Raw genomic sequence first — 24,633 nt, 5'->3', positions numbered from 1 at the left:
ACATCCGGGAACGGGATGTCCCGGGTGTCGCTTCGCTCACCCGGGCTACGTGCCCAGCTCAGTGGTTATCCCGCGCCACACCAAAGGTGCCGGCGACATTCTGGTAGCGCGTGGCGAGCTCCATGCAGGCGCCGGTCGATTGCTGGCCGACGGTGTTGCGGTAGATCTCCTGCCACGGCGTCTGGTTCGGCGGATGCTTGAAGCCGCCGCTGGCCTTGAGCTCGGCGTGGCGCTTCTTCAGCTCCTCGTCCGAGATCAGGATGTTGGCGCTGCCCTTGTTGAGGTCGATGCGCACCTTGTCGCCGGTCTTGAGGATCGCGAGCCCGCCATTGGCGGCCGCTTCCGGCGAAGCATTGAGGATCGACGGCGAGCCCGAAGTGCCGGACTGGCGGCCGTCGCCGATGCAGGGCAGGGACAGGATGCCGCGTTTGATCAGCGCCGCCGGCGGCTGCATGTTCACGACCTCGGCGCCGCCGGGGTAGCCGATCGGCCCGGTGCCGCGGATGAACAGCACGCAGTGCTCGTCGATGTCGAGCGAGGCATCGTCGATCCGGTCGTGATAATCCTCCGGACCCTCGAACACGATGGCGCGGCCCTCGAAGGCGTTGAGGTCCTTCGGGTTGCTCAAATAGCGATCGCGGAATTCCTTGGAGATCACGCTGGTCTTCATGATCGCGGAATCGAACAAATTGCCCTTCAGCACCAGGAAGCCGGCGTCCTTCACCAGCGGCTTTTCGTAGGCCCGGATCACGTCGTTGTCGGGCTTGGGCGCATCCTTGCAGTTCTCGCCGATGCCGCGGCCGTTGACCGTGATCGCGTCCTCATGGATGCGCTTGTGCTTCATCAGTTCGCGCACCACGGCCGGCACGCCGCCAGCGCGGTGGAATTCCTCGCCGAGATAGAAGCCGGCCGGCTGCATGTTGACCAGCAGCGGCACGTCATGGCCGACCTTCTGCCAGTCGTCGATCGACAGCTCGACGCCGATGTGACGGGCCAGCGCATTGATGTGGATCGGCGCGTTGGTCGAGCCGCCGATCGCCGAGTTGATCACGATGCAGTTCTCGAACGCCTTGCGGGTCAGGATGTCCGAGGGCTTGAGGTCTTCCCAGACCATCTCGACGATGCGCTTGCCGGTCTCGTAGGCGATCTGGCCGCGCTCGCGATAGGGGGCGGGGATCGCCGCGCAGCCCGGCAGCGAGAAGCCGAGCGCCTCGGCCAGCCCGTTCATGGTCGAGGCGGTGCCCATGGTGTTGCAATGGCCGACCGAGGGCGCCGAGGAGGCCACGATCTCCATGAACTCCTCATAGTCGATCTCACCGGCGGCGAGCCGCTCGCGCGACTTCCAGACGATGGTGCCGGATCCGGTGCGCTCGCCGTCGTGCCAGCCGTTCAGCATCGGGCCGCCCGACAGCACGATCGCGGGCAGGTTCACGGTCGCAGCTGCCATCATGCAGGCCGGCGTCGTCTTGTCGCAGCCGGTGGTCAGCACCACGCCGTCGAGCGGATAGCCGTAGAGGATCTCGACCAGGCCGAGATAGGCGAGGTTGCGGTCGAGCGCCGCAGTCGGGCGCTTGCCGGTCTCCTGGATGGGGTGGGTCGGGAATTCCATCGCAATGCCGCCGGCCTCGCGGATGCCTTCGCGGACGCGGTGGGCGAGCTCGATGTGGTGGCGGTTGCAGGGGGAGAGGTCGTTGCCGGTCTGGGCGATGCCGATGATCGGCTTGCCGGACTGCAGCTCGGCGCGGGTGAGACCGTAGTTCAGATAGCGCTCCATATAGAGCGCGGTCATGCCCGGATTATGCGGGTTGTTGAACCAGTCCTGCGAGCGAAGGTGGCGGCGGGTGCCGTTACCGGGCGCGTGCCCATTGGTTGGCTTTTTTGTCATTGTTTTCTCCTGCAATGCAAACGCACTGGCGTCAGTCACCGGCGTAAATCTTGGGCTGTCGGCTTGTGCGATGCTCAACGGCGTGAGCAATGGTCTGCCTGCCCGTTGGCGGGTCGTTTCCTCACAAGTTCGATACTAGTCATGGCTGCTTGGTAACGCTACCATTTTGTTCGGTGCAGCGCCGCCCGATAGGGCGGGCCTATTGTCCGAGAGCCGCGACGACGAGCTTTGCCGCTCGATCACCTTGAAGCCGAGGTCGAGCACCGGATGCTCCGGGCGCCGCCCCTCGATCGCCTCGATCAGCATGGTGGCGGCCGTCTTGCCCATCTCGTAGCGGTTGGTGCGCACGCTGGTGAGGGTGGGGACGGCGGAGGCCATGAATTCGAGGTCATTGAAGCCGACGATCGCGATCTGCTCGGGGACGCCGATCTCGCGGCGGCGGCATTCGAACAGCACGCCGAGCGCGAGGTCGTCATTGGCGCAGAACACCGCGTCGAGGTCGGGCTCGCGCGCCAGCAGATCGGTGAACAGGGCGCCGCCGAGCGTCACCGAGGTCGGCGTCGCCGTCGTCACGACGAGGCGTTGCTCGAACAGGCCGGCATCCTTCATGGCGGAGACATATCCGTCCAGCCGCCGCTGCACCCTGGGATCCATTCGCGCGCCGACGAAGCCGACCTTGCGGCGGCCTTGCGCGAACAGGTGAGCAATCGCCGCGCGTGCTGCATCGTAGTGGGAAAAGCCGATCATCATGTCGACCGGATTGGGCCCGACCTCCATGATCTGCACGATCGGGCAGTCGGCCGCCTCCAGCATCGCGCGCGATTCCGCGGTCTGGTCGATGCCGGTGACGATCAGCCCGGCCGGCTTCTGCGCCAGAAACAGCCGCAGCAGCTTCTCCTCCTGGAGAATACTGTAGCGTGTGTTGGACAACTGGATCGAGTAACGGCTGCCTTCGGAGGCGTCATAGATGCCGCGCAGCACGTCGGAAAACACGTTGTTGGTCAGTGACGGAATCAAGACACCGATCACCTCGGTGCGCTGCGAGGCGAGGGCGCGTGCCGCAAGGTTGGGCACGTAGCCGAGCTCCTTGGCCGCGCTTTCGACCCGCGTCCGCTTGGCCACCGACAGCGCTTCGGGATTGCGGAAGAAACGGGACGCTGTAATCGGGCTCACGCCGGCAAGCTCGGCGACTTCCGCCAGCCGGATTTTGCCTGACTTGGTGCGTTTTCGACCCATTTGCTGCTCTTAGCATAGCCACTGTCGCAAACAAAGGATCGTTGACAGCGCTACCAGCAACGACTAACCAAAGACAAATTGCCAAAGCCGCGCAAACTGCCGACAATGTCGCCTGCCATGAGTGGGCTTCGTTCGGCGAAGTTCACAAAAACAAGACGGTGGCGGCGCGAAGGTTGCGTCGCCTGAGTCGGAGGAGGGAGCTAGATGTCGTCTGTGCAAATCCGCGACGTGCGGAAATCGTTCGGCAATTTTGAAGTCCTGCACGGCGTCACGATTCCGATCGAAGACGGCCAGTTCGTCGTTCTGGTTGGTCCCTCCGGCTGCGGCAAGTCGACGCTCCTGCGCATGCTCGCAGGCCTCGAGAACATCACCTCCGGCACGATCTCGATCGGCGACCGCGTCGTCAACAATGTCCAGCCCAAGGAGCGGGACATTGCGATGGTGTTCCAGAACTACGCGCTCTATCCGCACATGACGGTCGCCGACAACATGGGCTTCTCGCTGAAGCTGCGGAACGCCGGCTCCGAGGAGATCAACAAGCGCGTCAAGCGCGCCGCCGAGATTCTCGCGCTGTCGCCGCTGCTCGATCGCTATCCGCGCCAGCTCTCCGGCGGTCAGCGCCAGCGCGTCGCCATGGGCCGCGCCATCGTGCGCGATCCCCAGGTCTTCCTGTTCGACGAGCCGCTGTCGAACCTCGACGCCAAGCTGCGCGTCGCGATGCGCACCGAGATCAAGGAGCTGCACCAGCGGCTGAAGACCACGACCGTCTACGTCACCCACGACCAGATCGAGGCCATGACCATGGCCGACAAGATCGTCGTCATGCATGACGGCATCGTCGAGCAGATGGGCACGCCGCTCGAGCTCTACGACAAGCCGGAGAACCAGTTCGTCGCCGGCTTCATCGGCTCGCCCGCCATGAACTTCCTCAAGGGGCATGTGCGGGTCAACGGCGTTGCGACCTTCGAGGGACCGAACGGCGTCAAGCTTCCGCTCAAGACGGCGCCTGCGGCCTCCGACGGCCGTCCCGCCGTCTACGGCGTGCGGCCCGAGCATTTCACCATTGCCGACGACGGTGCCGAGGCCGAGATCATCGTGGTCGAGCCGACCGGCTCGGAGACGCAGGTGTTCGCCAAGCTCGGCGGCGAGCAGGTCGTCGCCGTCTTCCGCGAGCGCCACCAGTTCAATCCGGGCGACAAGGTGCGGCTGAAGCCCGACCCATCGCTGGTCCATCTGTTCGACGATGCGACGGGCAAGCGCATGAATGCCTAGGGCATAAGACGACAAGGCATAAGACAACAAAAAGCATCACAGGGAGGACACCATGCAAGACTTTACCCGCCGGACTCTGCTTCGAGGCGGAACGGCTCTGGCTGCGACCGGCATGCTGACCGGGCCGGCGCTGTTCGACTTTGCCAGGGCTTGGGCACAGAGCGCGCCCTGGAAGGCCGAGCCGGGCGCCAAGCTGACCGTGATGCGGTGGAAGCGCTTCGTGCCGGCGGAAGACGATGCGTTCAACCAGATGGTGGCGGCGTTCAAGGCCGCGACCGGCACCGAGATGAACGTGTTCAGCGAGTCCTTCGAGGACGTGCAGCCGAAGGCCTCGGTTGCGGCAAACACCGGCTCGGGGCTCGATCTTGCCTGGGGCCTGCACACGCTGCCGCAGCTGTTCCCCACCAAAGTCCTCAAGATGAACGACGTCGCCGATTATCTCGGCAAGAAATATGGCGGCTGGACCGATGCGGCGGCCAAGACCTGCAAGCTCGGCGACGACTGGCTCGGCATTCCCGTCGCGACCAACGGCGGTTACATGACCTACCGCAAGTCGGCGCTCGACAAGGCCGGCTTCAAGGAATTCCCGAAGGACTTCCCCGGCTTCCTCGAGATGTGCAAGGCCCTGAAGGCGAACAACACGCCGGCCGGCTTCGCCCTCGGCCATGCCTCGGGCGACGGCAATTCGTGGCTGCACTGGGTGCTCTGGGGCCACGGCGCCTACACGGTCGACCAGAACGACAAGATCATCATCAATTCGCCGGAGACGGCGAAGGCGCTGGAGTATTGCAAGGCGCTGTACGAGAGCTTCATCCCGGGCACGGCGTCCTGGAACGACTCTTCCAACAACAAGGCGTACCTCGCCGGCGAGCTCTATTGCACGGCGAACGGCATCTCGATCTACGTGGCCGCCAAGACCGACGCGACCAAGAAGGAGCTCACCGAGGACACCTATCACGCGCTCTGGCCGGTCGGACCGGTCGGCAAGCCGACCGAGTTGCAGCTCGCGCTGCCGATCCTCGCCTTCAACTTCACCAAATATCCGAATGCGGCGAAGGCCTTCGTTGCCTTCATGCTGGAGAAGGAGAACTACGAGAAGTGGCTGGACGGCGCGCAGGGCTATCTGACGCAGACCCTGAACGCCTACGAGTCGGCGCCGATCTGGACGGCGGATCCCAAGAACGCCGTGTTCTCGCAGGCTTCCAAGCGTACGCTGCCGGCGGCCGGCATTGGCACCGTCGGTGAGAAGGCGGCGACCGCGATCGCCGACTTCATCGTCGTCGACATGTTCGCCAACTACTGCACCGGCGCCAAGGATGCGAAGGGCGCGATGTCGGAAGCCGAGCGCCAGCTGAAGCGCATCTATCGCTAACGGTCACGGGGTGGGCGGCCATCCGGCCGCCCACTCATCAACATTTCGATCAGGGATATCGGGCATGGCTGATGTCGCAATTCCCCGGGCCAAGCCTCAGATGAGCGAGGCGAGCGCCTGGAACCAGCTCAAACACAATCGCAACTGGCTCGGCTTCTGGTTCATGGTGCCGGCCATGGCGTTCCTGATCTTCTTCCTGGCCTATCCGCTGGGGCTCGGCATCTGGCTGTCCTTCACGGACACCCGTATCGGCAGGGTCGGGCACTTCGTCGCCACCGAGAACTATGAGTGGCTGTGGGACGATTCCATCTTCTGGCTGTCGGTGTTCAACACGCTCCTGTACACCTTCGTCGCCAGCGCTCTAAAATTTGCGATCGGGCTCTATCTCGCACTGCTGCTGAACGAGAACATGCCGTTCAAGGCGATGCTGCGCGCGATGGTCCTCATCCCCTTCATCGTGCCGACGGTGCTCTCGGCGCTGGCGTTCTGGTGGATCTTCGACTCGCAATTCTCCATCATCTCCTGGTCGCTGAAGCACCTCGGCTTGATCAACCAGAACATCAACTTCCTCGGCGACACGACCTGGGCACGCATCTGCGTGATCTTCGCCAATATCTGGCGCGGCGTGCCGTTCGTGGCGATCACGCTGCTCGCAGGCCTGCAGACGGTGTCGCCGTCGCTCTATGAGGCGGCAACGCTCGACGGCGCCACCCGCTGGCAGAATTTCCGGCACATCACCTATCCGCTGCTGACGCCGATCATCGCCGTCGTCATGACGTTCTCGGTGCTGTTCACCTTCACCGACTTCCAGCTGATCTGGGCCATGACCCGCGGCGGCCCGGTCAATGCCACCCATCTGATGGCGACCCTGTCGTATCAGCGCGCGATCATCGCCGGCCAGCTGGGCGAGGGGGCCGCGATCTCCAGCGCCATGATTCCGTTCCTGCTCGCTGCGATCATGGTGTCCTGGTTCGGCCTGCAGCGTCGCAAGTGGCAGCAGGGAGAGAGCAATGACTGACCTGCCCACCAGATCCATCGATCTCAAGAATGTGCTGTCGGGCTCGTCGCCTACGGCCGATCACAGCGAAGGCATGAGCTATCTGCAGTCGGTGCCGCGCCGGATCGTGACGCTGTATCTGCCGCTCGCAATCATCGTCGTGATCCTCTTGTTTCCGTTTTACTGGATGGCGCTGACCTCGGTGAAACCGGACGAGCAGCTGCTCGATCTCGACAGGTACAACCCGTTCTGGACCTGGAATCCGACGTTCAAGCACTTCCACAAGCTGCTGTTCGAGAGCTACTATCCGCATTGGCTCTGGAACACGATGTACGTGGCCGTCTGCGCCACGGTGCTTTCGATCATCGCGTCGGTGCTGGCCGCCTATGCCATCGTGCGGTTGCGCTACAAGGGGGCCCATCTGGTCGGCGGTCTGATCTTCCTCGCCTATCTGGTGCCGCCGTCGATCCTGTTCATTCCGCTCGCCACCGTCGTGTTCCAGTACGGCCTGTTCGATTCGCCGCTGGCGCTGATCCTGACCTATCCGACCATCCTGATCCCGTTCTCGACCTGGCTGTTGATGGGCTATTTCAAGACCATCCCGTTCGAGCTCGAGGAATGCGCCCTGATCGACGGTGCGAGCCGCTGGCAGATCCTGATCAAGATCGTGCTGCCGCTCGCCATCCCCGGCCTGATCTCGGCCTTCATCTTCTGCTTCACCCTGTGCTGGAACGAGTTCATCTACGCCCTGACGTTCCTGCAATCGACCAGCAACAAGACGGTGCCGGTTGCGATCGTCAACGAGTTCGTGGACGGCGACATCTACCGCTGGGGTTCGCTGATGGCGGGCGCGCTGGCCGGCTCGCTGCCGCTCGTCATCCTTTACGCCTTCTTCGTGGAGCATTATGTGTCGGCGATGACCGGCGCCGTGAAGGAATGATCGCGGGGCTTGCCGAGGGCGCGTCAGGAGCGGCGCGTTCCGGCCGATAAGAAGGAGTTGAGCTCTTGCACATTCTGGTTCTCGGCGCCGCCGGCATGGTCGGCCGCAAATTCTGTGAACGGCTGCTGCGCGACGGCCGGCTCGGCAAGAGCGACATCACCAAGCTCACCATGCATGACGTGGTCGAGCCGAAGAAGCCGGAGAAGGCCGGTTTCGCCGTCGAGACCGTCTCGGGCGATTTCGCGGTCCCGGGCGCGGCCGAGAAGCTGATCGCCGGCCGCCCCGACGCGATCTTCCATCTCGCCGCGATCGTCTCGGGCGAGGCCGAGCTCGATTTCGACAAGGGCTACCGTATCAATCTCGACGGCACGCGGATGCTGCTCGACGCCATCAGGCTCGTCGGCGGCGGCTACAAGCCGCGCGTGGTGTTCACGTCCTCGATCGCGGTGTTCGGCGCGCCGTTCCCGGAGGCGATCGGCGACGAGTTCTTCCACACCCCGCTGCTCAGCTACGGCACCCAGAAGGCGATCGGCGAACTGCTGCTCGCCGACTATTCGCGCCGCGGCTTCCTGGACGGCATCGGCATCCGCCTGCCGACAATCTGCATCCGGCCCGGCCTGCCCAACAAGGCGGCATCGGGCTTCTTCTCCAACATCCTGCGTGAGCCGCTGGCCGGCAAGGAAGCGGTGCTCCCAGTCTCCGAGGATGTCCGCCACTGGCACGCCACGCCGCGCTCCGCGGTCGGCTTCCTGCTCCACGCCGGCACCATGGACCTCGCCACCGTCGGCCCGCGCCGCAACCTGACCATGCCGGGCCTGTCGGCCACCGTCGGCGAGCAGATCGCAGCCTTGAAGCGGGTTGCCGGCGAAAAGGTCGCCGCCCGCATCAAGCGCGAGCCGGATCCCTTCATCGTCGGCATCGTCGGAGGCTGGCCGCGCAATTTCGACGCAATGCGGTCGCGTGAGCTCGGCTTCACCACCGCCGAGAAGACTTTCGACGATATCATCCGCATTCACATCGAAGACGAGCTCGGCGGCAACTTCGTCGCCTGACCTAACCGATGAACAGCGTGGATATGACGATGGCGAGCGTTGCTTGCATCGGCGAATGCATGGTCGAGCTCCGGCAGGCCCAAGGGGGGCAGGGCGGTGGGCTCTACTCGCGCGGCTTCGGCGGCGACACCCTCAACACGGCCGTGTATCTCGCCCGGCTCGAGGTCAAGGTCGATTATCTCACCGCGCTCGGCGACGATGCGCTCAGCGATGAGATGATCGCCGCCTGGAATGCGGAGAGCGTCGGCACGCGGCGCGTCGTGCGGCTGCCGGGCAAGCTGCCCGGCCTCTACATGATCCAGACCGATGCCAAGGGTGAGCGCCAGTTCTTCCACTGGCGCGACAGCGCGGCGGCGCGGCAGCTGATGAGCCTGCCGGAGACCGACGAGCTGCTCAACTCGCTGATGAGCTACGACATCGTCTATCTCTCCGCGATCACACTCTCGATCTACGATCAGGCTGGCCGCGAGCGCTTGTTCGCGGCGATCAAGCGCGCGCGCCTGCTCGGCACCCGCTTCGTGTTCGACACCAATTTCCGCGCACGCGGCTGGCCCGATCGCGACGTCGCGCGCGAGGTGTTTGCCGCGGCGTTTGCGGCTGCCGATATCGTGCTCACCTCGACCGAGGATCTGCTCGCGCTCTGGCCCGGGGAGAGCCACGATCAGCTGATGGCGCGCATTCCGACGCCTGAGCTGGTGTTCCGGCTGGCCGAGCCGGTGAGCCTCTTGCGCTTCCCCGGCGGAACCAGCGAGGTCCGCGCCGAGCCGATGACCAAGCCCGTGGTCGACACCACCGCCGCCGGCGACAGCTTCGCCGCGGCCTATATCGCGGCCCGGCTCGCCGGCGCCGAGCCGGTCGAGGCCGCCCAGGCCGGCCATCGTCTTGCCAGCCTCGTGATCTGCTATCCCGGCGCCATCATTCCGGGCTATGCCATGCCGCCGAAGAAACGGCACCGGCCGGCGGCCTCCCGCCAAGCCACCAAGTAACAGCGACCAAGCGAAATCGAGCTCCCATGACCACCGCCGCCCAACAGAACCACCTCGTCGCGCTGTTCAAGGCCGCGACCGTCATTCCCGTCCTCACCATCGAGCGTATCCAGGACGCCGTGCCGCTGGCGCGCGCGCTGGTCGACGGCGGCGTCCGCACGCTGGAGGTGACCCTGCGCACCCCCGTCGCGATCGAGGCGGCGCGGGCGATCATGGCCGAGGTGCCCGATGCGGTCGTCGGCATCGGCACGATCCTCAATCCGGCCGACTTCACCCGTGTCGAGAAGCTCGGCGTCGCGTTCGGCATCAGCCCGGGCCTGACCCCCGATCTCCTGAAGGCCGCGGCCCACAGCTCCTTGCCGTTCGCGCCGGGCATCGCCACGGCCTCCGAATTGATGATGGCGCTGTCCCACGGCTTCGACGTCGCAAAGTTCTTCCCGGCTGAGCAGGCCGGCGGCATCAAGGGCCTGCGCGCGCTCGGCGGCCCGTTCCCGAACGTACGGTTCTGCCCGACCGGCGGGGTCGGCGAGGCCAATGCGGCGACCTGGCTCGCCGAGCCGAACGTGGTCGCGGTCGGCGGTTCCTGGCTGTGCCCGACGGCGGAGATCAGGGCCGGGAACTGGGCCGGCATAACTGCCATCTGCCAGCGCACCCTCCAGGCCCTTAAACCTGCGTGAAGTCTTGCCATCCCTGGGCTAAGACTTAGCTCAGGTGAAAGACCCCAGGGAGAAGAGACCATGACCGCCAGCATCGTCGGATGGGCGCATACGCCGTTCGGCAAGTTCGACACCGAAACCGTCGAAAGCCTCGTCACCCGCGTTGCCAATGAGGCGCTGGCCGATGCCGGCATTTCCGCCTCCGATGTCGACGAGATCGTGCTCGGCCATTTCAACGCCGGCTTCTCGCCGCAGGATTTTACCGCCTCGCTGGTGCTCCAGGCCGACCCGAAGCTGCGCTTCAAGCCGGCAACCCGCGTCGAGAACGCCTGCGCCACCGGCTCTGCCGCGGTGCATCAGGGCCTGCGTGCCATTGCCGCAGGCGCCGCCAAAATCGTGCTCGTCGTCGGCGTCGAGCAGATGACCCGGACGCCGGGCCCGGAGATCGGCAAGAACCTGCTCAAGGCCTCCTACCTGCCTGAGGACGGCGACACCGTCGGCGGCTTCGCCGGCGTGTTCGGCAAGATCGCCAGCTCCTATTTCCAGAAATACGGCGACCAGTCCGATGCGCTGGCGCTGATCGCGGCCAAGAACCACAAGAACGGCGTCGCCAACCCCTTCGCCCAGATGCGCAAGGATTTTGGCTTCGACTTCTGCCGCGCCGAGAGCGAGAAGAATCCTTACGTGGCCGGCCCCCTGAAGCGCACCGACTGCTCGCTGGTTTCCGACGGCGCCGCGGCGCTGGTGTTGGCGGACGCCGAGACCGCCAAGGGCATGAGCAAGTCGATCGGTTTCCGCGCCACCGCGCACGCCCAGGACTTCCTGCCGATGTCCAAGCGCGACATCCTGCAGTTCGAGGGCTGCACGATTGCCTGGCAGCGTGCATTGGAGAAGGCCGGCGTGACCCTGTCCGATCTCTCCTTCGTCGAGACCCATGACTGCTTCACCGTCGCCGAGCTGATCGAGTACGAAGCGATGGGCCTGACGCCGAGGGGGCAGGGCGCCCGCGCCATCAAGGAGGGCTGGACCCTCAAGGACGGCAAGCTGCCGGTCAATCCGTCCGGCGGCCTGAAGGCCAAGGGCCACCCGATCGGCGCCACCGGCGTCTCCATGCATGTGATGACCGCGATGCAGCTTGCCGGGCAGGCGCCCGAGGGCATGCAGCTCAAGAACGCCAAACTCGGCGGCATCTTCAACATGGGCGGAGCGGCCGTCGCCAATTACGTTTCGGTGCTCGAGCCACTGAAGTAAGCTCTCGTAGGGCGGGCAAAGGCGCGCTGGCGCCGTGCCCACCTTTTCCTTGCGTTAGATCATGGTGGGCACGCTTCGCTTTGCCCACCCTACGGCTCCTGATTGATTGGCGAGACGCGCATCATGAGCAATGCCTACGAAGATTCACTTTCTCTCGAAGCACTGAACGATCGCATCGCGATCCTCGAGGACAATATCCGCCAGCTCATTGAGCAGGCCGCGGCCGCCTCCGGCGAGCAGAGCGAGTCGCGGATCGCCGACCGCATCAACCAGCAGAATGACGAGCTCGAGCGGCTCTTGAAGATCCGCGAATCCCGCCAGAAGAAATAGCGGCCGATCTCGCCGCGTGGCGCATGCGGCCATACCCCGGCCGCCCTTGCGCGCGCGGCGTCGCCGTCTTTAGCTGGACCGAAATCGCTGGGCCGCTTTCCAGAGCCCGCGCAATCGGGAGCGAACGATGGGGCCGCTGAAGGGCATCAAGGTCATCGACATGACCACCGTGCTGATGGGGCCCTACGCGACCCAGATGCTCGGCGACTACGGTGCTGAAATCATCAAGGTGGAATCGCTCGACGGCGACGTCACCCGTCTGATCGGCCCGATGCGACATGCCGGCATGGGCCCGGTGTTCCTCAACACCAACCGCAGCAAGCGCTCGATCTGCCTCGACCTGAAGAAACCGGCCGGCCGCGAGGCAGTGCTGCGGCTTCTCAAAGACGCCGACGTGCTGGTCTACAACGTCCGTCCGCAGGCGATGGCGCGGCTGCAACTCGGCTACGACGTCGTCTCCGAGATCAACCCGCGCCTCGTCTATGCCGGCGTGTTCGGTTTCGGCCAGGACGGCCCCTATGCCGCAAAGCCCGCCTATGACGATCTGATCCAGGGCGCCACCGCGTTGCCGGCGCTGATGGCGCAGACCGGCGACGGCGTGCCGCGCTATGTGCCGAACGCGCTGGTCGATCGCATCGTCGGCCTCACCGCGGTCGGCGCGATCTGCGCCAGCCTCGTGCACCGCGACCGCACCGGCCGCGGCCAACGTCTGGACATCCCGATGTTCGAGACCATGGCCGGCTTCGTCATGGGCGACCACATGGGCGGGCTCACCTATGAGCCGCCACTCGACAAGGGCGGCTATGCCCGCCACCTCTCGCGTGATCGCCGGCCCTACAAGACCTCGGACGGCTATCTCAGCGTCATCGTCTACAACGACAAGCAGTGGGAGAATTTCTTCAAGGCGACGGGGCGCGACGATCTGCGGGCCGATCCCAAATTCGCAACCTTCGCCGGCCGCGCCGCCAATATCGACGTCGTCTATGCCGAGCTCGCGCGCATTTTTGAAACACGCACGACCGCAGAGTGGATCGCGCTGCTCACCAGCGCGGACGTGCCGGTCATGCCGATGCATGACCTCGCCTCGATCCTGCACGACGAGCATCTGGAGGCGACCGGCTTCTTCCCGGTGGTCACCCATCCGACCGAAGGTCCGATCCGCAGCATGAAGGTGACGGCGACATGGTCCGAGACCGAGGCCGAGCCGGTGCGCCTGGCGCCGCGGCTCAACGAGCACGGCGCGGAGATCTTGGGCGAGATCGGCTACTCCCAGGATGAGATCGCGGCCATGGTTCGCGATGGCGTCACGCGTTCGGCGCCGGAGTAAGGGGGAATGGCGATGACTCTTTCATCCGTCATTCCGGGGCGCGCCCACTTGGGCGCGAGCCCGGAATCCATTCATCCTCCAGTGATGCCGCGCGATGGATTCCGGGCTCGCGACTTCGTCGCGCCCCGGAATGACGAGGAGGAGAGAGCATGAGCTTCATCACCGGCGTCGGCCTCACGCCTTTCGGCAAGCACGAGGGCTCATCCTCGCTCGACCTGATGAGCAAGGCCGCGCAGGCTGCGCTCGACGACGCCGGGCTGAAGCGCGCCGAGGTCGACGGCATCCTTTGCGGCTACTCCACCGTCTCCCCGCACATCATGCTCGCCACCGTGTTCGCCGAGCATTTTGGCATTCGCCCGTCCTACGCCCATGCCGTGCAGGTCGGCGGCGCCACGGGGCTGGCGATGACGATGCTCGCGCATCATCTCGTGGATGCCGGTGTCGCGCGTAACGTGCTTGTCGTTGCCGGCGAGAACCGCCTCACCGGACAGAGCCGCGACGCCTCGATCCAGGCGCTGGCGCAGGTCGGCCATCCCGACTACGAGGTGCCGCTGGGCCCGACCATCCCGGCCTATTACGGCCTCGTTGCCAGCAGGTACATGCACGAATACGGGGTGAGCGAAGAAGACCTCGCTGAGTTCGCGGTGCTGATGCGCAGCCATGCCTGCACGCATCCCGGTGCGCAATTCCACGATCCCATCACGGTCGTCGACGTCATGGCTTCGAAGCCGGTGGCGATGCCCTTAAAACTGCTCGACTGCTGCCCGGTGTCCGATGGCGGCGCCGCCTTCGTCATCAGCCGCGAGCGAACCGGGGAGACGGGCGTCCGCATCCGCGGCTGCGCCCAGGCGCATACCCATCAGCACGTCACCGCCGCGCCCGCGCTCAGCGAGCTCGGCGCCGAGATCTCCATCGCGCGCGCCAAGCAGGCTGCAGGCCTTGCGATTTCCGACGTGCGCTACGCCGCGATCTACGACAGTTTCACGATCACGCTGGCCATGCTGCTGGAAGACCTCGGCCTGGCCGGCCGCGGCGAGGCGGCTGCGCGCGTCCGCGCCGGTCATTTCGGCCGTGACGGCGCGATGCCGCTGAACACCCATGGCGGCCTGCTCAGCTACGGACATTGCGGCGTCGGCGGCGCCATGGCGCATCTGGTCGAGGCGCATTTGCAGATGACGGGGCGAGCGGCGAATCGCCAGGTGCGCGACGCCTCGATCGCGCTGCTGCACGGCGACGGCGGCGTGCTGTCGTCCCATGTCAGCATGTTTCTGGAGCGGGTGCGATGATTGAACGTCTAGCGGGCTGGACCGAGGGCGAGCAGGCGATCACCTACCAGACCTGCAGCTCCTGCGGCCATGTCCAGTATTTCCACCGCGCCTTCTGCGCGGCCTGCGGCGCATCGGAGCCGCACGAAGCGCGCGCCAGCGGCAAGGGCAGGGTGTACGCAGCCTCGCTGGTCTGCCGCGCCGCAACGCCCGAGACACGCGCGCACGTGCCCTATAACATCCTGCTGGTCGATTGCGCCGAGGGTTTTCGCATGATGGCGCATGGTGACAACGGACTCGCCATCGGCGATTCGGTTGTCGCGAGCTTCAAGCCGTTCGCCGGAAAGCTCGTGCCGTACTTTGCCAAGAGCAAATAGTAGGATCCGTCATTCGGGGGCGGTCTGAGGGACCGAACCTGGAACGGGTATTCTGGGCCTGGCCTGTGCGAGAGCCACCCCGGAACGACGAAAACACTCAGAACGCTTAACTCAACGCCCGTAGAACAATATGCTGGCGATGACGAGCATCGCCGTCACCGCCAGCATATGCGCGAGCGCTCCCGAGGCCGCCCCCTTGGTGGCTTCCTTCATGCCTTTTTCTCCCTAGACTTGGGCGTGACTCATCGTTGCGCGGCAAGCGCGCACGACGGCCAATCGTTTTTTACTCGGAACACCCCTTGCGAGTATCCGCCGCGATTTGTCCCCACGCGGCGAATATCGACTGTGTCAGGGTCGATCAGCAATGCGGCGGCATTTTGACTCGATAATGTTGCTCCTGCGTCCGCTCGCAATTACAGTTTCAGGGAACTCTCGCCGATGGCGACAAAAAGCATCAAAAGATCTGGGAAAACTTCAGGAAAATCATGGCCCGCATTCAGTACAGCGACCCGTCCAAGGCATCCGACCGTACCCGCGAAATCCTCGACAAGAACCGCCACGCCAACATCTTCCGGATGATGGCGCACTCGCCGAGCTACTTTGAGCAGTACTGCCGTCTTGGCGGCGCGATCAGGCACAAGGGCGAGCTCGATCCGGTCGTGCGCGAGCTTGCGATCACGCGCACCGGGATCCTGTGCGAGGCACCGTATGAGATCGTCGCGCACAAGCGCATCGGCAAGAATGTCGGCGTCACCGACGAGCAGAACGAGGCGCTCGAGAACTGGCAGGCCGCGACCTGCTTCAACGAGGTGCAGCGCGCAGCGCTCGCCTTCACCGACGAGATCGTGAAACTGAACAAGCCGACGGATGCGACGTTCAAGGCGATCGCATCGAAGCTCACGCCGGCCGCGCTGGTCGAGCTCCAGCTCTCGGTCGGCTTCTACATCATGACGTCAAAGTTCTTGGAGACGTTCGAGATCGATCTCCAGCCCGTCACCGAAGTGGTGGGCTGATCCAAAATCCGCGGAGAGGGATGCTCATGACGATCGACGAATACGCGGCCTGGGCCGCCACCATCGCGAAAGTTGATGAGCATCCCTCGAACGAGCGCCTGTCCTATCTCGGGCTCGGCCTCGCCGGAGAATCCGGCGAGGTCGCCGAGCACATCAAGAAGCTGCTGCGCGACGACTGGCTCGACAAGGCGGGTCTCGTCGAAGAGCTCGGCGATGTCATCTACTACTGGGCCTGCCTGTGCGCCGCGACCGGCCAACAGCCGTCCGAATTGCTGAAGGCCAGCGCCGCCAAGATCAAGCGGCGGATCAGCGAGGCGGCGAGCCGCTAGGCGGCTCACGTCGACGTCAGAATATCCACCTTGGCATTGGCGACGATCAGGCGGTCGGCCAGCAGCCGGGCGAGGTTGCGCATGATGCACTCGCTGGCGCGCGGGTGCTGCTCGCGGAAGCGCTCGAACTCCTTCAGCGGCGCTTCGAACGCCGTCGCCGCCATGTCGGCGAAGACGTCGGCCGAGCGGGTCGGCTCCAGCAGCGCCATCTCGCCGAACGCCATGCCGGCGGTGAGCGTTGCCAACCTCACGCCGTCGGGCAGCGTGACGTGCACGGCGCCGCTGCGCAGGAAGTACAGCGCGTCGGCGGGATCGCCGGTGGTGAGGATTTTTGCGCCGGACTGATAGGTCCTGATGGTGCAGAGCGAGGCGAGATCGGTCAGCTCTTGCTCGCTCAGCCCTGCCAGCAGCGGCTGTTCGGCGAGCTCGGTGGTCTCATGAAAGTCGATCGAGCCGCCATAGCGGTAGACGATCTGGTCTTCGGCCCATTCGATCGCGGTGTCGAGCAGGTAGAAGTCGCGGACGTTCTTCAGCTCCGCCGTCCATTCGCGCAAGCTGTTCCATTCCTTCGAGGCGCGCCGGACACCGGACAGGACCACGGTGACATTGAGTGCGGCGAGCTCCTCGAAGACTTCGGCGACGAGCCGCGCACCGGCGCGCGTGGTCGAGGTCACGCGATGGAGGTCGAAGATCACGAATTGCGGCCGCGGCCGCCCGGCGAGCCGGCGCGAGACGTAGTCCACCGCCGACAACGACAGCGTGCCGACCAGCTCGATGATCCGCACCTCCTGCTCATGCGCGGCGAGGATCTCGCGCTCCTGCGGCCGGCGCACGCGGCGGGACGGACTCTTGCCGATGTCGTAATCGGCGATGACGGCGTTGCGCGCGTCGTCGCTGCGGTTGAGCATGTGCAGGTCGTAGTGCGAGGACAGCGCCTCGCAGACCTTGATGCCGCGCACGCTGTTGCCGTGCTTGTCGAGTTTTGGCGAATAGCTGCCGAGGCCGAGACGCGCGGGCAGCGCGGCCAGAATGCCGCCGCCGACGCCGCTCTTGGCGGGGATGCCGATCCGGTAGATCCATTCGCCGGCATAGTCGTACATGCCCGACGACGTCATCACCGACAGCGTGCGCGAGATCGCATAGGGCGTCAGCACCTGCTCGCCGGTGACAGGGTTGACGCCGCGATTGGCGAGCGTTGCCGCCATCACAGCAATGTCGCGCGCCGTGACCAGCACCGCGCATTGCCGGAAATAGACGTCGAGCACGCCGGCGACGTTGTCCGAGATCACCGCATTGGTCTTGAGCAGATAGCCGATCGCGCGATTACGGTCACCGGTCTGGCTCTCGGAGCTGTAGACAGCCTCGTCCACGCCGAGGTCGCGGCCGGCGAAGCGGCTGAGGGCAAGCCGGATCTGCTCAAAAGCCTCCGCGCCCTTGCTGTCGTAGATCAGCCCGGTGCAGGCGATCGCGCCGGCATTGACCATCGGGTTGAACGGATGGTTGTCGGAATTGAGCCGGATCGAATTGAAGGGATCGCCCGAAGGCTCGACGCCGATCGCACTCTCGACCTTCGCCGCGCCCAGGAGGTCCAGCGCCAGCGCGAACACGAACGGCTTTGACATCGACTGGATGGTGAAGGGCACCCGGCTGTCGCCCACCTCATAGACGTGGCCGTCCAGCGTCGCGAGGCTGATGCCAAAATAGGCAGGGTCGGCCTTGCCGAGTTCGGGGATGTAGTCGGCCACATGGCCGGACGTTTCGGCCGAGAATTCGTTGAGGCACGTATTCAGAAACCGCAGCAAAGGCGGGTTCGAGCGGGTCCAGGCGGAGGCGAGAGGCGATGTCATCGCCTCTCTTGTGCAACGCAATCAGGGTGTGCGCAACCCGTTCGGCATCGGCGTTTGCCGCCGGACCAGCAGCAGGGCGATCAAAACCGTGGGCGCGAGGATGGCAAGGCCGAGCAGCGTCACCTGCATCTGGGACAGCGGCATGATGCCGCCGCCGGGCGTGGCGACCACGAAGCCGCCGATCACCAGCAGCACGCGGATCGGCCATTCCAGCATCCCCGCGCCGCGCAAGTCGCCGACGAAGGACTGGTAGCCCTGGATGCCGCCGCAGATGAAGAGGATGCCGAAACAGGCAAGTCCCGTGAGCCCGAACGCCTCCAGATACGGATTGGGCCCCTGGAGCAGCAGCGCCGGATTGAGCACGAAGAAGAACGGGATGAAGTAGATGATGCTGCCGACCCACATGCTCTCCCAGCCCGTCTTCATCGCGGGCGCGCCGGCGATGCCTGCCGCTGCGAAGGAGGCGATCGCCACCGGCGGTGTGATCGAGGACAGCATGCCCCAATAGAAGATGAACATGTGCACCGCCATCTTGTTGAGCCCGAGCTTCTCCAGCGCGGGCGCGACCAGAATGGCGAGGAAGATGTAGCAGGAGGTCGTGGTCAGCCCGAGCCCGAGGATCAGGCTGGTGATCGCGCACATGATCAGCAGCAGGAATGCATCGCCGCCCGCGATGCTGAGCAAATCGTTGGCGAGGCTCGAGATCACGCCGGTCAGCGAGAAGGCGCCGATCAACAGGCCGCAGCCTGCGAGGATCGCGATCAGTTCGACGAACGTCTTGCCGTTGAGCTCGAGGAATTGCAGCCAGCGCGCGCCGCCCCAGTTCTTGCCGGGGAAGAATTCGTTCAGCGCCGCCAGGAGGCACATGCCCCACAGTGCGGCGTTGAGCACGCCGAACCAGAACATCGCCGCCGTTGCCGCGATCGAGCCGGCCAGCACCAGCGTGTTGCCGAGCTTCCACGGCGCCGGACCCGACCATTGGTGCAGGATCACCAGCAGCACGGAGGCATAGAACGGCGCATGGCTCTCGCGCTTGAAGTAGAGCAGCATCACCACGAGCACGACGATCACGAACAGATAGTACCAGCCGTCCTTGAAGGCGTCCCAGAACCGCGGCAGCTCGGCGCGCGGCAGGCCTTTCAGCTTGTGGCGGGCGGCGTAGGCGTCGACCTGCGCGAACAGGCCGACGTAATAGAGGATCGAGGGAATGGTCGCGGCGAGCGCGACGTCGGCATAGCCCGTGTTCATGAACTGCGCCATGACGAAAGCCGTGGCTCCCAGCACCGGCGGGGCCAGCACCGCGCCGGTCGAGGCGCAGGCCTCGATCGCGCCGGAATAGGACGGCGTGAAGCCGGTCTTCTTCATCGCAGGGATCGTCATCGTGCCGGCGGTCAGCACGTTGGAGACGATGCTGCCGCCGACGGTGCCGAGCAGGCCGGACGCGAACACGCAGACCTTTGCCGCGCCACCGCGGAAGGTGCCGCACATCGCAAAGGCGATGTTGATGAAGAACTTTCCCGCACCCGTCATCATCAGTGCGGTGCCGAACACCAGGAAGCCGATCACGGTGTCGGCAAAGGCCTGGATGGGAATCCCGAGCAGGCTCTCGCCGGAGAGCATGTGATAGGACGTGGTCTGCTGCAGCGTCGATTGCGTGCCGCGGAACGGCCCGAGCCAGCTCGAATCCGCGAACAGCGGATAGAGCGTGAAGGGCAGCACGCTGAGCAGCAGGCTCCAGCCGCCGGTGCGGCGCAGCGCCTCCATCAGCACGAACCACATCACGAGGCCGGCGGCGATCACGTTGGTGGGCGCGCCGTCGAACTCCCAGCCGAGCTGCGCCGCCTTGCGAATATTGAGCATCAGCCAGATCGCCGAGCCGAAGGTCGCCGCGAACAGCAGAAGGTCGTACCAGGGGATGCGGTCGAGCGGCGCCTTCTCCGATCCCGGGAAGATCAGGAAGGTGAACGGCAGCATCAAGGCGATCAGCAGGTAGAAGTATTCGGTGTTGAGCTGGGTGTAGTCGATGAAGAATCGCAGCGAGAATTGCTGGTTGACGCAGAGGAGGATGGTGGCCGCCGTGGCAACCATCAATACACAGCGCCACGCGCCCTTCAATGTGCGGACGCGCGTGACCTCGGCCTCCTGCAGATCGGCGGCGGCGCCGAGATGCGGATCCTCAAACTCGATCTTCTTCGCCGGCGCTGCCGCAGTCTCTGACATCGGCGCTCTCCTCAAAACGATCTGCGGCAGGCAAGTCTAACGATCAGTCAAACCCGTTCGGCATGTCGGCCTTGGCCAGTGCCGCGGCGCGCGCCGTCATCCAGCCGTCGAGGAAGGCTTTTTCGTCCGACGGTGGATTGGACTTGCCGTACTCGGTCCAGGCGGCAGCTAACACCTCCTGGCGCTTGAACAGCTTGTTGTTGTGCGCGTCCTGCGCATCGCTCCATTGGCCGGCTTCCTTGAGCGCCTTCACGGAGCCCGGATGCACCGGCACCACCCAGTTCTTGGTCTGGCGATCGGCGGCAAGGCCGCCGGCGCCGGGCGCGGAATCCTTGTAGGCGTCGTAATTGATGATCATCGCCTTGGTGATCGCGTAGACCTGGTCGGCCGGCTGCGAGGCGTAGGCGACGAAGATCGGGTAGGGGTAGTTGCCGAGCTCGACCGGTTTCTCCGGCGAGATGCCGGCGCCGCAGGTCGCGACTTGCGGGAAGAAGAACGAGCCGACCTTCTGCATCCTCGCCCAGCCTTCCTTGTCCTTGGCCGGCAGCGGCGGCCAGATCAGGCCGCGCGGCGAGGTCTCGGCTTCCTTGGCGGGGCCGGTGATGGTGGTGCCGAAGGCGGCATCGACGTCGTTGTTGATCAAGCCTTTCCACATCGCGCCATAGCTGGCGAACTCGACGGCCTTGACGTCCTTCTGCGTCAGGCCGGCGAAGGCGAGCACGGCGAGCGAATTCTGGTTCAGCGCGGGCGAGCCGACCACGAAGCCGACGCGCTTGCCTTTCAGGTCTTTCAGTTCTTTCACGCCAGTGTCGGCTGCGACGGCAAGCGAACCGCAATTGCAGTCGACCGTCGAGAGCAGGATCTGGAGCGGCTGCGGCCCCCATTCCTTGGAGCCGAACTCGAACACGCCTTCCTGCGCGAAATAGGTACCCGATCCCATCGCGGCTGAGGCCGCGCGTTTGGCGCGCAGCGGCGCGAGGCGGGCGACGTCGTTGCCTGCGGGCAGCACGCGCACGTCGGTGCTGTATTTGTCCTTCATCATCTTGCCGACGCCGACCGCGATGTTGAAACCGGCGGTGCCGGTGTCATAGGCGGTGAACGTCAATGTCGCCGGCAGCTTGACGTCTTCGGCGAATGCATAGCGTGTAGACGCAAAAGAAATGCCCGCCACCAAGGCAGGCGCGAGCACGAGCAGCCCACGAAGCATGTTTCCCTCCAATGATCCTCGCGTTTGCCGCGAGGACTTTCATTCTTTGTTTGAAACAGATTTTTATTTGAATCGGATCATGTCATCCGCATCAGGCAATGGCAACGCCGTACCGCGCATGCTGGAATGCGACTGACAGATTGTCGCGGAAACCAGGGATGACGCAGTCAGTTCGCGACGATCGCGATCGCCTGTCCCTCGGCAACGACATCGTCGAGCTTCACCAGAAGCGATGTGATCGTTCCGCTTGCAGGCGAGGGCACCGGGATCTCCATCTTCATCGCTTCGACGACCACAACGTCGTCACCATCCGCGACGGTTCCTCCAACCTGCACGGGAGTTGCGCAAATGCGCCCCGCGATTTCAGTGACGATCTTTATTTCTGGCATGCCAATCGCCTTTTTGTTGTCGTCGCAAAATGCCTGAGGTAGCTTCGTCTGCAAGTGGAATTTAATTCCGCAGAGCGGAACACAACGGTAGGGAACATGGGACGACGTTCGGAGCGGTTGAGTAGGCAAGGTGCGCTCGCTGGCGAAGCCGGTGAGGGTGATGTCATCCAGGTGGTGTCGCGCGCGTTCGACGTGTTGCGATGCTTCGAGGGCCACGAGGCAAGGCTCGGCAATCTCGAGATTTCAAACCGCTGCGGCCTGCCGCGCTCGACAGTGTCGCGGCTCACGCACACGCTGACGCGCATGGGGCAACTGGTTTACCTGCCGCGTGACCAAAAGTATCGCATCGGCCCGAGCGCGGTGGCGATGAGCGCCTCGATGATGAAGGGCGCGCAGCTGCGCAGCATGATCCGCCAGCGGCTCCAGGAAGTCGCCGAGCAGCTGCCGGGCACGGTGGGCTTCGTCGTGCCCGACCGCTTCCATCTCGTCTATCTCCAGTTCGCGCGCTCGGCCTCTGCGCTCGGCCTGCACGAGGGCACCGGCAGCCGCATCTCGATGGCCTCGACCGCGGCAGGCGCGGCCTATACCGCGGCGCTGGCGCCGGAAGTCGGCGATGCCTTCATCGCGGAGATGGAGCGCGAGGCGCCCGAAGCTGCGAAGATCCTCAAGCCTCGCATCGAGGCCAACCGGCAGTCGCTGCGCGAGCGCGGCTATGTCGTGGCCTGCGGCCTGTGGAGCCCGCACATCAACGGCCTCGCGATGCCGATCTGGTCGCCGCAGTACCAGACCTTCGTCGTCATCACGATCGGTCTTCTCTCGGCGATGTATGACGAGCAGCGTCTGCATGACGAGGTCGCTCCGCTGATGCTCGCGCTCGGCCGTTCGCTCGGCAGCCTGATGGAGGGCGCGGAAGGCGACGTCTTCAACAACCGCATCTCGCGTAAACCGGTCGCGATGGCCGTGCACAACAATAACAAGCCGATCAATTCGGAGGGAGTGAATGAACTGGAAGCCGGAACTCGACGAGCTCGCCCGGCGCGAAGCCTTCGCGCGGGAGATGGGCGGCGTTGACAAGGTCAAGCGACAGCATGACCAGGGCCGGCTGACTGTTCGGGAGCGTATCGACAAGCTGATCGACAAGGGCAGCTTCCACGAGATCGGTGCCGTCTCCGGCATCGGCGAGTACGATTCCAGCGGCGATCTGAAGAAACTGACGCCGGCGAACTGCGTGTTCGGCCGCGCGCGCGTCGACGGCCGCACCGTCGTCGTGGTCGGCGACGATTTCACCGTGCGTGGCGGCTCGGCCGATGCGTCGATCTCGGCCAAGCCGCTGATGGCGGAGGAGATGGCGCACGACTTCCGTCTGCCCATCGTCCGCATCATCGAGGGATCCGGCGGCGGCGGCTCGGTCAAGACCATCGAGACCAAGGGCGCGGCGAATCTGCCGGGCGGCATCGGCGGCACGCGCTGGTATCGCTTCACGACCGAGAACCTGTCGCGCGTGCCGGTGGTCGCGCTCGGCCTCGGCTCGGTCGCGGGCTTAGGTGCGGCGCGTCTCGCCGCCAGCCACTATTCCATCATGACGCGGAAGTCCGCGATGTTCGTCGCGGGCCCGCCAGTGGTGAAGGCGCTCGGGCAGGATCTCTCGAAGGAGGAGCTCGGCGGCGCCGAGATCCAGACCCGCGCCGGTGCGGTCGATCATGCCGTCGACACCGAAGAGGAGGCGTTTGCCTGCGCGCGCCGCTTCCTCTCTTATCTGCCGTCGTCGGTCTACGAGCTGCCGCCGACCTTGCCCTGCATCGACAGTCCCGAGCGCAGCGACGAAGCGCTGATGAACGCGGTGCCGCGCAACCGCAAGCAAGTTTACAAGATGCGCCCCATTATCGAGTCCGTCGTCGACAAGGGCTCGTTCTTCGAGGTCGCCAAGAATTTCGGCAAGCCTGTTATCGTCGGTCTCGCGCGGCTCGAGGGCAGGGCGGCGATGGTGCTTGCCAGCGACAGTTTCCACTATGGCGGCTCCTGGACGGCGGATGCCTGCCAGAAGGTCGTGCGCTGGGTGGATTTCGCCGAGACCTTCCATCTGCCGGTGGTCTATCTCATGGATTGCCCCGGCTTCATGATCGGCCTCGATGCCGAGAAGGCCGCCACCATCCGCCACGGCGTCCGCGCCATGGCCGCGGTCAACCAGACCACCGTGCCCTGGTGCACCGTGATCCTGCGCAACGCTTTTGGTGTGGCGGGTGTCGTGCATCAGCCGGCCGATCGCTTCTCGATCCGCTACGCCTGGCCGTCAGCCTATTGGGGCTCGCTGCCGCTCGAAGGCGGCATCGAGGCCGCCTACCGCGCCGACATCGATGCGGCCGAGGACAAGCCGGGCAAGCTCAAGGAGATCGAGGAGCGGCTGAACAAGCTGCGCTCGCCGTTCCGCTCGGCCGAAAAATTCTGGGTCGAGGAGATCATCGATCCCAGGAAGACGCGGTCGCTGCTGTGCGAGTTCGCGCGGCTGGCCGAGCCGCTGCGGAAAGCAGGGCCGCCGGAGAACATGACGATCAGGCCGTGAGGGCGGATTGACGCGGCGGCGGCTTCGACCTCGGCGATACTGCCGGTCGGGGCGCCGCCCGCCGCGCGTCTCCCGGCACCCCATCGCTGCAATCTCCGGGAACCTGTTTAATTGGCGTTAAT

22 protein-coding genes are annotated in these 24,633 nt (G+C 64.9%); 16 read left to right on the top strand and 6 right to left on the bottom strand.

Annotated elements, in window-relative coordinates; all coding sequences use genetic code 11:
* Positions 1-58: 58 nt before the first annotated feature.
* The gene (locus XH79_RS00475; protein WP_271580248.1) at positions 59-1,885 is read right to left on the bottom strand and encodes an IlvD/Edd family dehydratase; all 1,827 of its coding nucleotides are present in this window, start codon (positions 1,883-1,885) and stop codon (positions 59-61) included.
* 135 nt (positions 1,886-2,020) lie between these two features.
* Positions 2,021-3,121, bottom strand: a complete 1,101-nt coding sequence (locus XH79_RS00470) for a LacI family DNA-binding transcriptional regulator (protein ID WP_212337597.1) — start codon at positions 3,119-3,121, stop codon at positions 2,021-2,023.
* A gap of 204 nt (positions 3,122-3,325) precedes the next feature.
* Here XH79_RS00470 and XH79_RS00465 point away from each other — a divergent pair, with 204 nt between their 5' ends.
* The 14 genes from XH79_RS00465 to XH79_RS00400 all read left to right on the top strand — a co-directional run bounded on the left by XH79_RS00465 (position 3,326) and on the right by XH79_RS00400 (position 16,288).
* Positions 3,326-4,393, top strand: coding sequence for an ABC transporter ATP-binding protein (locus tag XH79_RS00465; protein ID WP_212337595.1), 1,068 nt, complete (start codon positions 3,326-3,328; stop codon positions 4,391-4,393).
* A gap of 52 nt (positions 4,394-4,445) precedes the next feature.
* Positions 4,446-5,765: an ABC transporter substrate-binding protein gene (locus XH79_RS00460; protein ID WP_271580247.1), complete on the top strand. Its 1,320-nt coding sequence runs from the start codon at positions 4,446-4,448 to the stop codon at positions 5,763-5,765.
* A gap of 100 nt (positions 5,766-5,865) precedes the next feature.
* A complete protein-coding gene (locus XH79_RS00455) occupies positions 5,866-6,783 on the top strand; it encodes a carbohydrate ABC transporter permease (protein WP_433996632.1) in 918 nt (305 codons plus the stop codon).
* 73 nt (positions 6,784-6,856) lie between these two features.
* Positions 6,857-7,702, top strand: a complete 846-nt coding sequence (locus XH79_RS00450; RefSeq protein WP_442869903.1) for a carbohydrate ABC transporter permease — start codon at positions 6,857-6,859, stop codon at positions 7,700-7,702.
* Positions 7,703-7,767: 65 nt separating this feature from the next.
* Positions 7,768-8,754: a D-erythronate dehydrogenase gene (gene denD / locus XH79_RS00445; RefSeq protein ID WP_271580245.1), complete on the top strand. Its 987-nt coding sequence runs from the start codon at positions 7,768-7,770 to the stop codon at positions 8,752-8,754.
* Between the two features lie 29 nt (positions 8,755-8,783).
* Positions 8,784-9,740, top strand: coding sequence for a sugar kinase (locus XH79_RS00440; RefSeq protein WP_271580244.1), 957 nt, complete (start codon positions 8,784-8,786; stop codon positions 9,738-9,740).
* Between the two features lie 26 nt (positions 9,741-9,766).
* A complete protein-coding gene (gene eda, locus XH79_RS00435) occupies positions 9,767-10,417 on the top strand; it encodes a bifunctional 4-hydroxy-2-oxoglutarate aldolase/2-dehydro-3-deoxy-phosphogluconate aldolase (RefSeq protein WP_212337584.1) in 651 nt (216 codons plus the stop codon).
* Positions 10,418-10,477: 60 nt separating this feature from the next.
* Positions 10,478-11,647: an acetyl-CoA acetyltransferase gene (locus XH79_RS00430; RefSeq protein WP_212337582.1), complete on the top strand. Its 1,170-nt coding sequence runs from the start codon at positions 10,478-10,480 to the stop codon at positions 11,645-11,647.
* A 123-nt stretch (positions 11,648-11,770) separates the two neighbouring features.
* The gene (locus tag XH79_RS00425; RefSeq protein ID WP_212337580.1) at positions 11,771-11,977 is read left to right on the top strand and encodes a hypothetical protein; all 207 of its coding nucleotides are present in this window, start codon (positions 11,771-11,773) and stop codon (positions 11,975-11,977) included.
* A gap of 127 nt (positions 11,978-12,104) precedes the next feature.
* The gene (locus XH79_RS00420; protein WP_271580243.1) at positions 12,105-13,304 is read left to right on the top strand and encodes a CaiB/BaiF CoA transferase family protein; all 1,200 of its coding nucleotides are present in this window, start codon (positions 12,105-12,107) and stop codon (positions 13,302-13,304) included.
* Between the two features lie 149 nt (positions 13,305-13,453).
* Positions 13,454-14,590 carry a thiolase family protein gene (locus XH79_RS00415; protein ID WP_212337576.1) on the top strand — a complete coding sequence of 379 codons (1,137 nt, stop codon included), beginning with the start codon at positions 13,454-13,456 and terminating at the stop codon, positions 14,588-14,590.
* The gene (locus XH79_RS00410; protein ID WP_271580242.1) at positions 14,587-14,946 is read left to right on the top strand and encodes a Zn-ribbon domain-containing OB-fold protein; all 360 of its coding nucleotides are present in this window, start codon (positions 14,587-14,589) and stop codon (positions 14,944-14,946) included. Before XH79_RS00415 ends, XH79_RS00410 begins: the two co-directional genes overlap by 4 nt.
* Before the next feature lie 485 nt (positions 14,947-15,431).
* Positions 15,432-15,959 carry a carboxymuconolactone decarboxylase family protein gene (locus XH79_RS00405; RefSeq protein WP_271580241.1) on the top strand — a complete coding sequence of 176 codons (528 nt, stop codon included), beginning with the start codon at positions 15,432-15,434 and terminating at the stop codon, positions 15,957-15,959.
* Positions 15,960-15,985: 26 nt separating this feature from the next.
* On the top strand, positions 15,986-16,288 hold the full coding sequence (locus tag XH79_RS00400) for a nucleoside triphosphate pyrophosphohydrolase family protein (RefSeq protein WP_211403189.1): 303 nt from the start codon (positions 15,986-15,988) through the stop codon (positions 16,286-16,288).
* A gap of 5 nt (positions 16,289-16,293) precedes the next feature.
* On the opposite strand, the gene glsA is transcribed toward XH79_RS00400, so the two are convergent.
* The 4 genes from glsA to XH79_RS00380 all read right to left on the bottom strand — a co-directional run bounded on the left by glsA (position 16,294) and on the right by XH79_RS00380 (position 21,951).
* Positions 16,294-18,135 carry a glutaminase A gene (glsA, locus tag XH79_RS00395; RefSeq protein ID WP_271580240.1) on the bottom strand — a complete coding sequence of 614 codons (1,842 nt, stop codon included), beginning with the start codon at positions 18,133-18,135 and terminating at the stop codon, positions 16,294-16,296.
* A gap of 21 nt (positions 18,136-18,156) precedes the next feature.
* A complete protein-coding gene (locus tag XH79_RS00390) occupies positions 18,157-20,355 on the bottom strand; it encodes a TRAP transporter permease (protein WP_271580239.1) in 2,199 nt (732 codons plus the stop codon).
* Positions 20,356-20,398: 43 nt separating this feature from the next.
* The gene (locus XH79_RS00385; protein WP_271580238.1) at positions 20,399-21,562 is read right to left on the bottom strand and encodes a TAXI family TRAP transporter solute-binding subunit; all 1,164 of its coding nucleotides are present in this window, start codon (positions 21,560-21,562) and stop codon (positions 20,399-20,401) included.
* Between the two features lie 167 nt (positions 21,563-21,729).
* Positions 21,730-21,951 (bottom strand): acetyl-CoA carboxylase biotin carboxyl carrier protein subunit, encoded by a 222-nt coding sequence (locus tag XH79_RS00380; protein WP_194387824.1) that lies wholly within the window; start codon positions 21,949-21,951, stop codon positions 21,730-21,732.
* A 96-nt stretch (positions 21,952-22,047) separates the two neighbouring features.
* Here XH79_RS00380 and XH79_RS00375 point away from each other — a divergent pair, with 96 nt between their 5' ends.
* Positions 22,048-23,022, top strand: a complete 975-nt coding sequence (locus XH79_RS00375; protein WP_212337567.1) for an IclR family transcriptional regulator — start codon at positions 22,048-22,050, stop codon at positions 23,020-23,022.
* Entirely contained in the window at positions 22,952-24,511 is a 1,560-nt protein-coding gene (locus tag XH79_RS00370; protein WP_271580237.1) for an acyl-CoA carboxylase subunit beta, read from the top strand. The genes XH79_RS00375 and XH79_RS00370 overlap by 71 nt, the downstream gene beginning before the upstream one ends.
* Positions 24,512-24,633: the final 122 nt, after the last annotated feature.

This window comes from Bradyrhizobium sp. CCBAU 45389, from assembly GCF_028128625.1.
Taxonomy (GTDB): domain Bacteria; phylum Pseudomonadota; class Alphaproteobacteria; order Rhizobiales; family Xanthobacteraceae; genus Bradyrhizobium; species Bradyrhizobium liaoningense_B.
The sequence above is the reverse complement of the archived record's forward strand: the minus strand, read 5'-3'. Positions and strand labels throughout refer to the sequence as shown.

What these genes read in the sequence shown, in the direction of transcription:
- XH79_RS00475 (WP_271580248.1), bottom strand. Translation starts at nt 1,885, where the DNA reads ATGACAAAAAAGCCAACCAATGGGCACGCGCCCGGTAACGGCACCCGC.
- XH79_RS00470 (WP_212337597.1), bottom strand. Translation starts at nt 3,121, where the DNA reads ATGGGTCGAAAACGCACCAAGTCAGGCAAAATCCGGCTGGCGGAAGTC.
- XH79_RS00465 (WP_212337595.1), top strand. Translation starts at nt 3,326, where the DNA reads ATGTCGTCTGTGCAAATCCGCGACGTGCGGAAATCGTTCGGCAATTTT.
- XH79_RS00460 (WP_271580247.1), top strand. Translation starts at nt 4,446, where the DNA reads ATGCAAGACTTTACCCGCCGGACTCTGCTTCGAGGCGGAACGGCTCTG.
- XH79_RS00455 (WP_433996632.1), top strand. Translation starts at nt 5,866, where the DNA reads ATGAGCGAGGCGAGCGCCTGGAACCAGCTCAAACACAATCGCAACTGG.
- XH79_RS00450 (WP_442869903.1), top strand. Translation starts at nt 6,857, where the DNA reads ATGAGCTATCTGCAGTCGGTGCCGCGCCGGATCGTGACGCTGTATCTG.
- XH79_RS00440 (WP_271580244.1), top strand. Translation starts at nt 8,784, where the DNA reads ATGGCGAGCGTTGCTTGCATCGGCGAATGCATGGTCGAGCTCCGGCAG.
- eda (WP_212337584.1), top strand. Translation starts at nt 9,767, where the DNA reads ATGACCACCGCCGCCCAACAGAACCACCTCGTCGCGCTGTTCAAGGCC.
- XH79_RS00430 (WP_212337582.1), top strand. Translation starts at nt 10,478, where the DNA reads ATGACCGCCAGCATCGTCGGATGGGCGCATACGCCGTTCGGCAAGTTC.
- XH79_RS00425 (WP_212337580.1), top strand. Translation starts at nt 11,771, where the DNA reads ATGAGCAATGCCTACGAAGATTCACTTTCTCTCGAAGCACTGAACGAT.
- XH79_RS00420 (WP_271580243.1), top strand. Translation starts at nt 12,105, where the DNA reads ATGGGGCCGCTGAAGGGCATCAAGGTCATCGACATGACCACCGTGCTG.
- XH79_RS00415 (WP_212337576.1), top strand. Translation starts at nt 13,454, where the DNA reads ATGAGCTTCATCACCGGCGTCGGCCTCACGCCTTTCGGCAAGCACGAG.
- XH79_RS00410 (WP_271580242.1), top strand. Translation starts at nt 14,587, where the DNA reads ATGATTGAACGTCTAGCGGGCTGGACCGAGGGCGAGCAGGCGATCACC.
- XH79_RS00405 (WP_271580241.1), top strand. Translation starts at nt 15,432, where the DNA reads ATGGCCCGCATTCAGTACAGCGACCCGTCCAAGGCATCCGACCGTACC.
- XH79_RS00400 (WP_211403189.1), top strand. Translation starts at nt 15,986, where the DNA reads ATGACGATCGACGAATACGCGGCCTGGGCCGCCACCATCGCGAAAGTT.
- glsA (WP_271580240.1), bottom strand. Translation starts at nt 18,135, where the DNA reads ATGACATCGCCTCTCGCCTCCGCCTGGACCCGCTCGAACCCGCCTTTG.
- XH79_RS00390 (WP_271580239.1), bottom strand. Translation starts at nt 20,355, where the DNA reads ATGTCAGAGACTGCGGCAGCGCCGGCGAAGAAGATCGAGTTTGAGGAT.
- XH79_RS00385 (WP_271580238.1), bottom strand. Translation starts at nt 21,562, where the DNA reads ATGCTTCGTGGGCTGCTCGTGCTCGCGCCTGCCTTGGTGGCGGGCATT.
- XH79_RS00380 (WP_194387824.1), bottom strand. Translation starts at nt 21,951, where the DNA reads ATGCCAGAAATAAAGATCGTCACTGAAATCGCGGGGCGCATTTGCGCA.
- XH79_RS00375 (WP_212337567.1), top strand. Translation starts at nt 22,048, where the DNA reads ATGGGACGACGTTCGGAGCGGTTGAGTAGGCAAGGTGCGCTCGCTGGC.
- XH79_RS00370 (WP_271580237.1), top strand. Translation starts at nt 22,952, where the DNA reads ATGAACTGGAAGCCGGAACTCGACGAGCTCGCCCGGCGCGAAGCCTTC.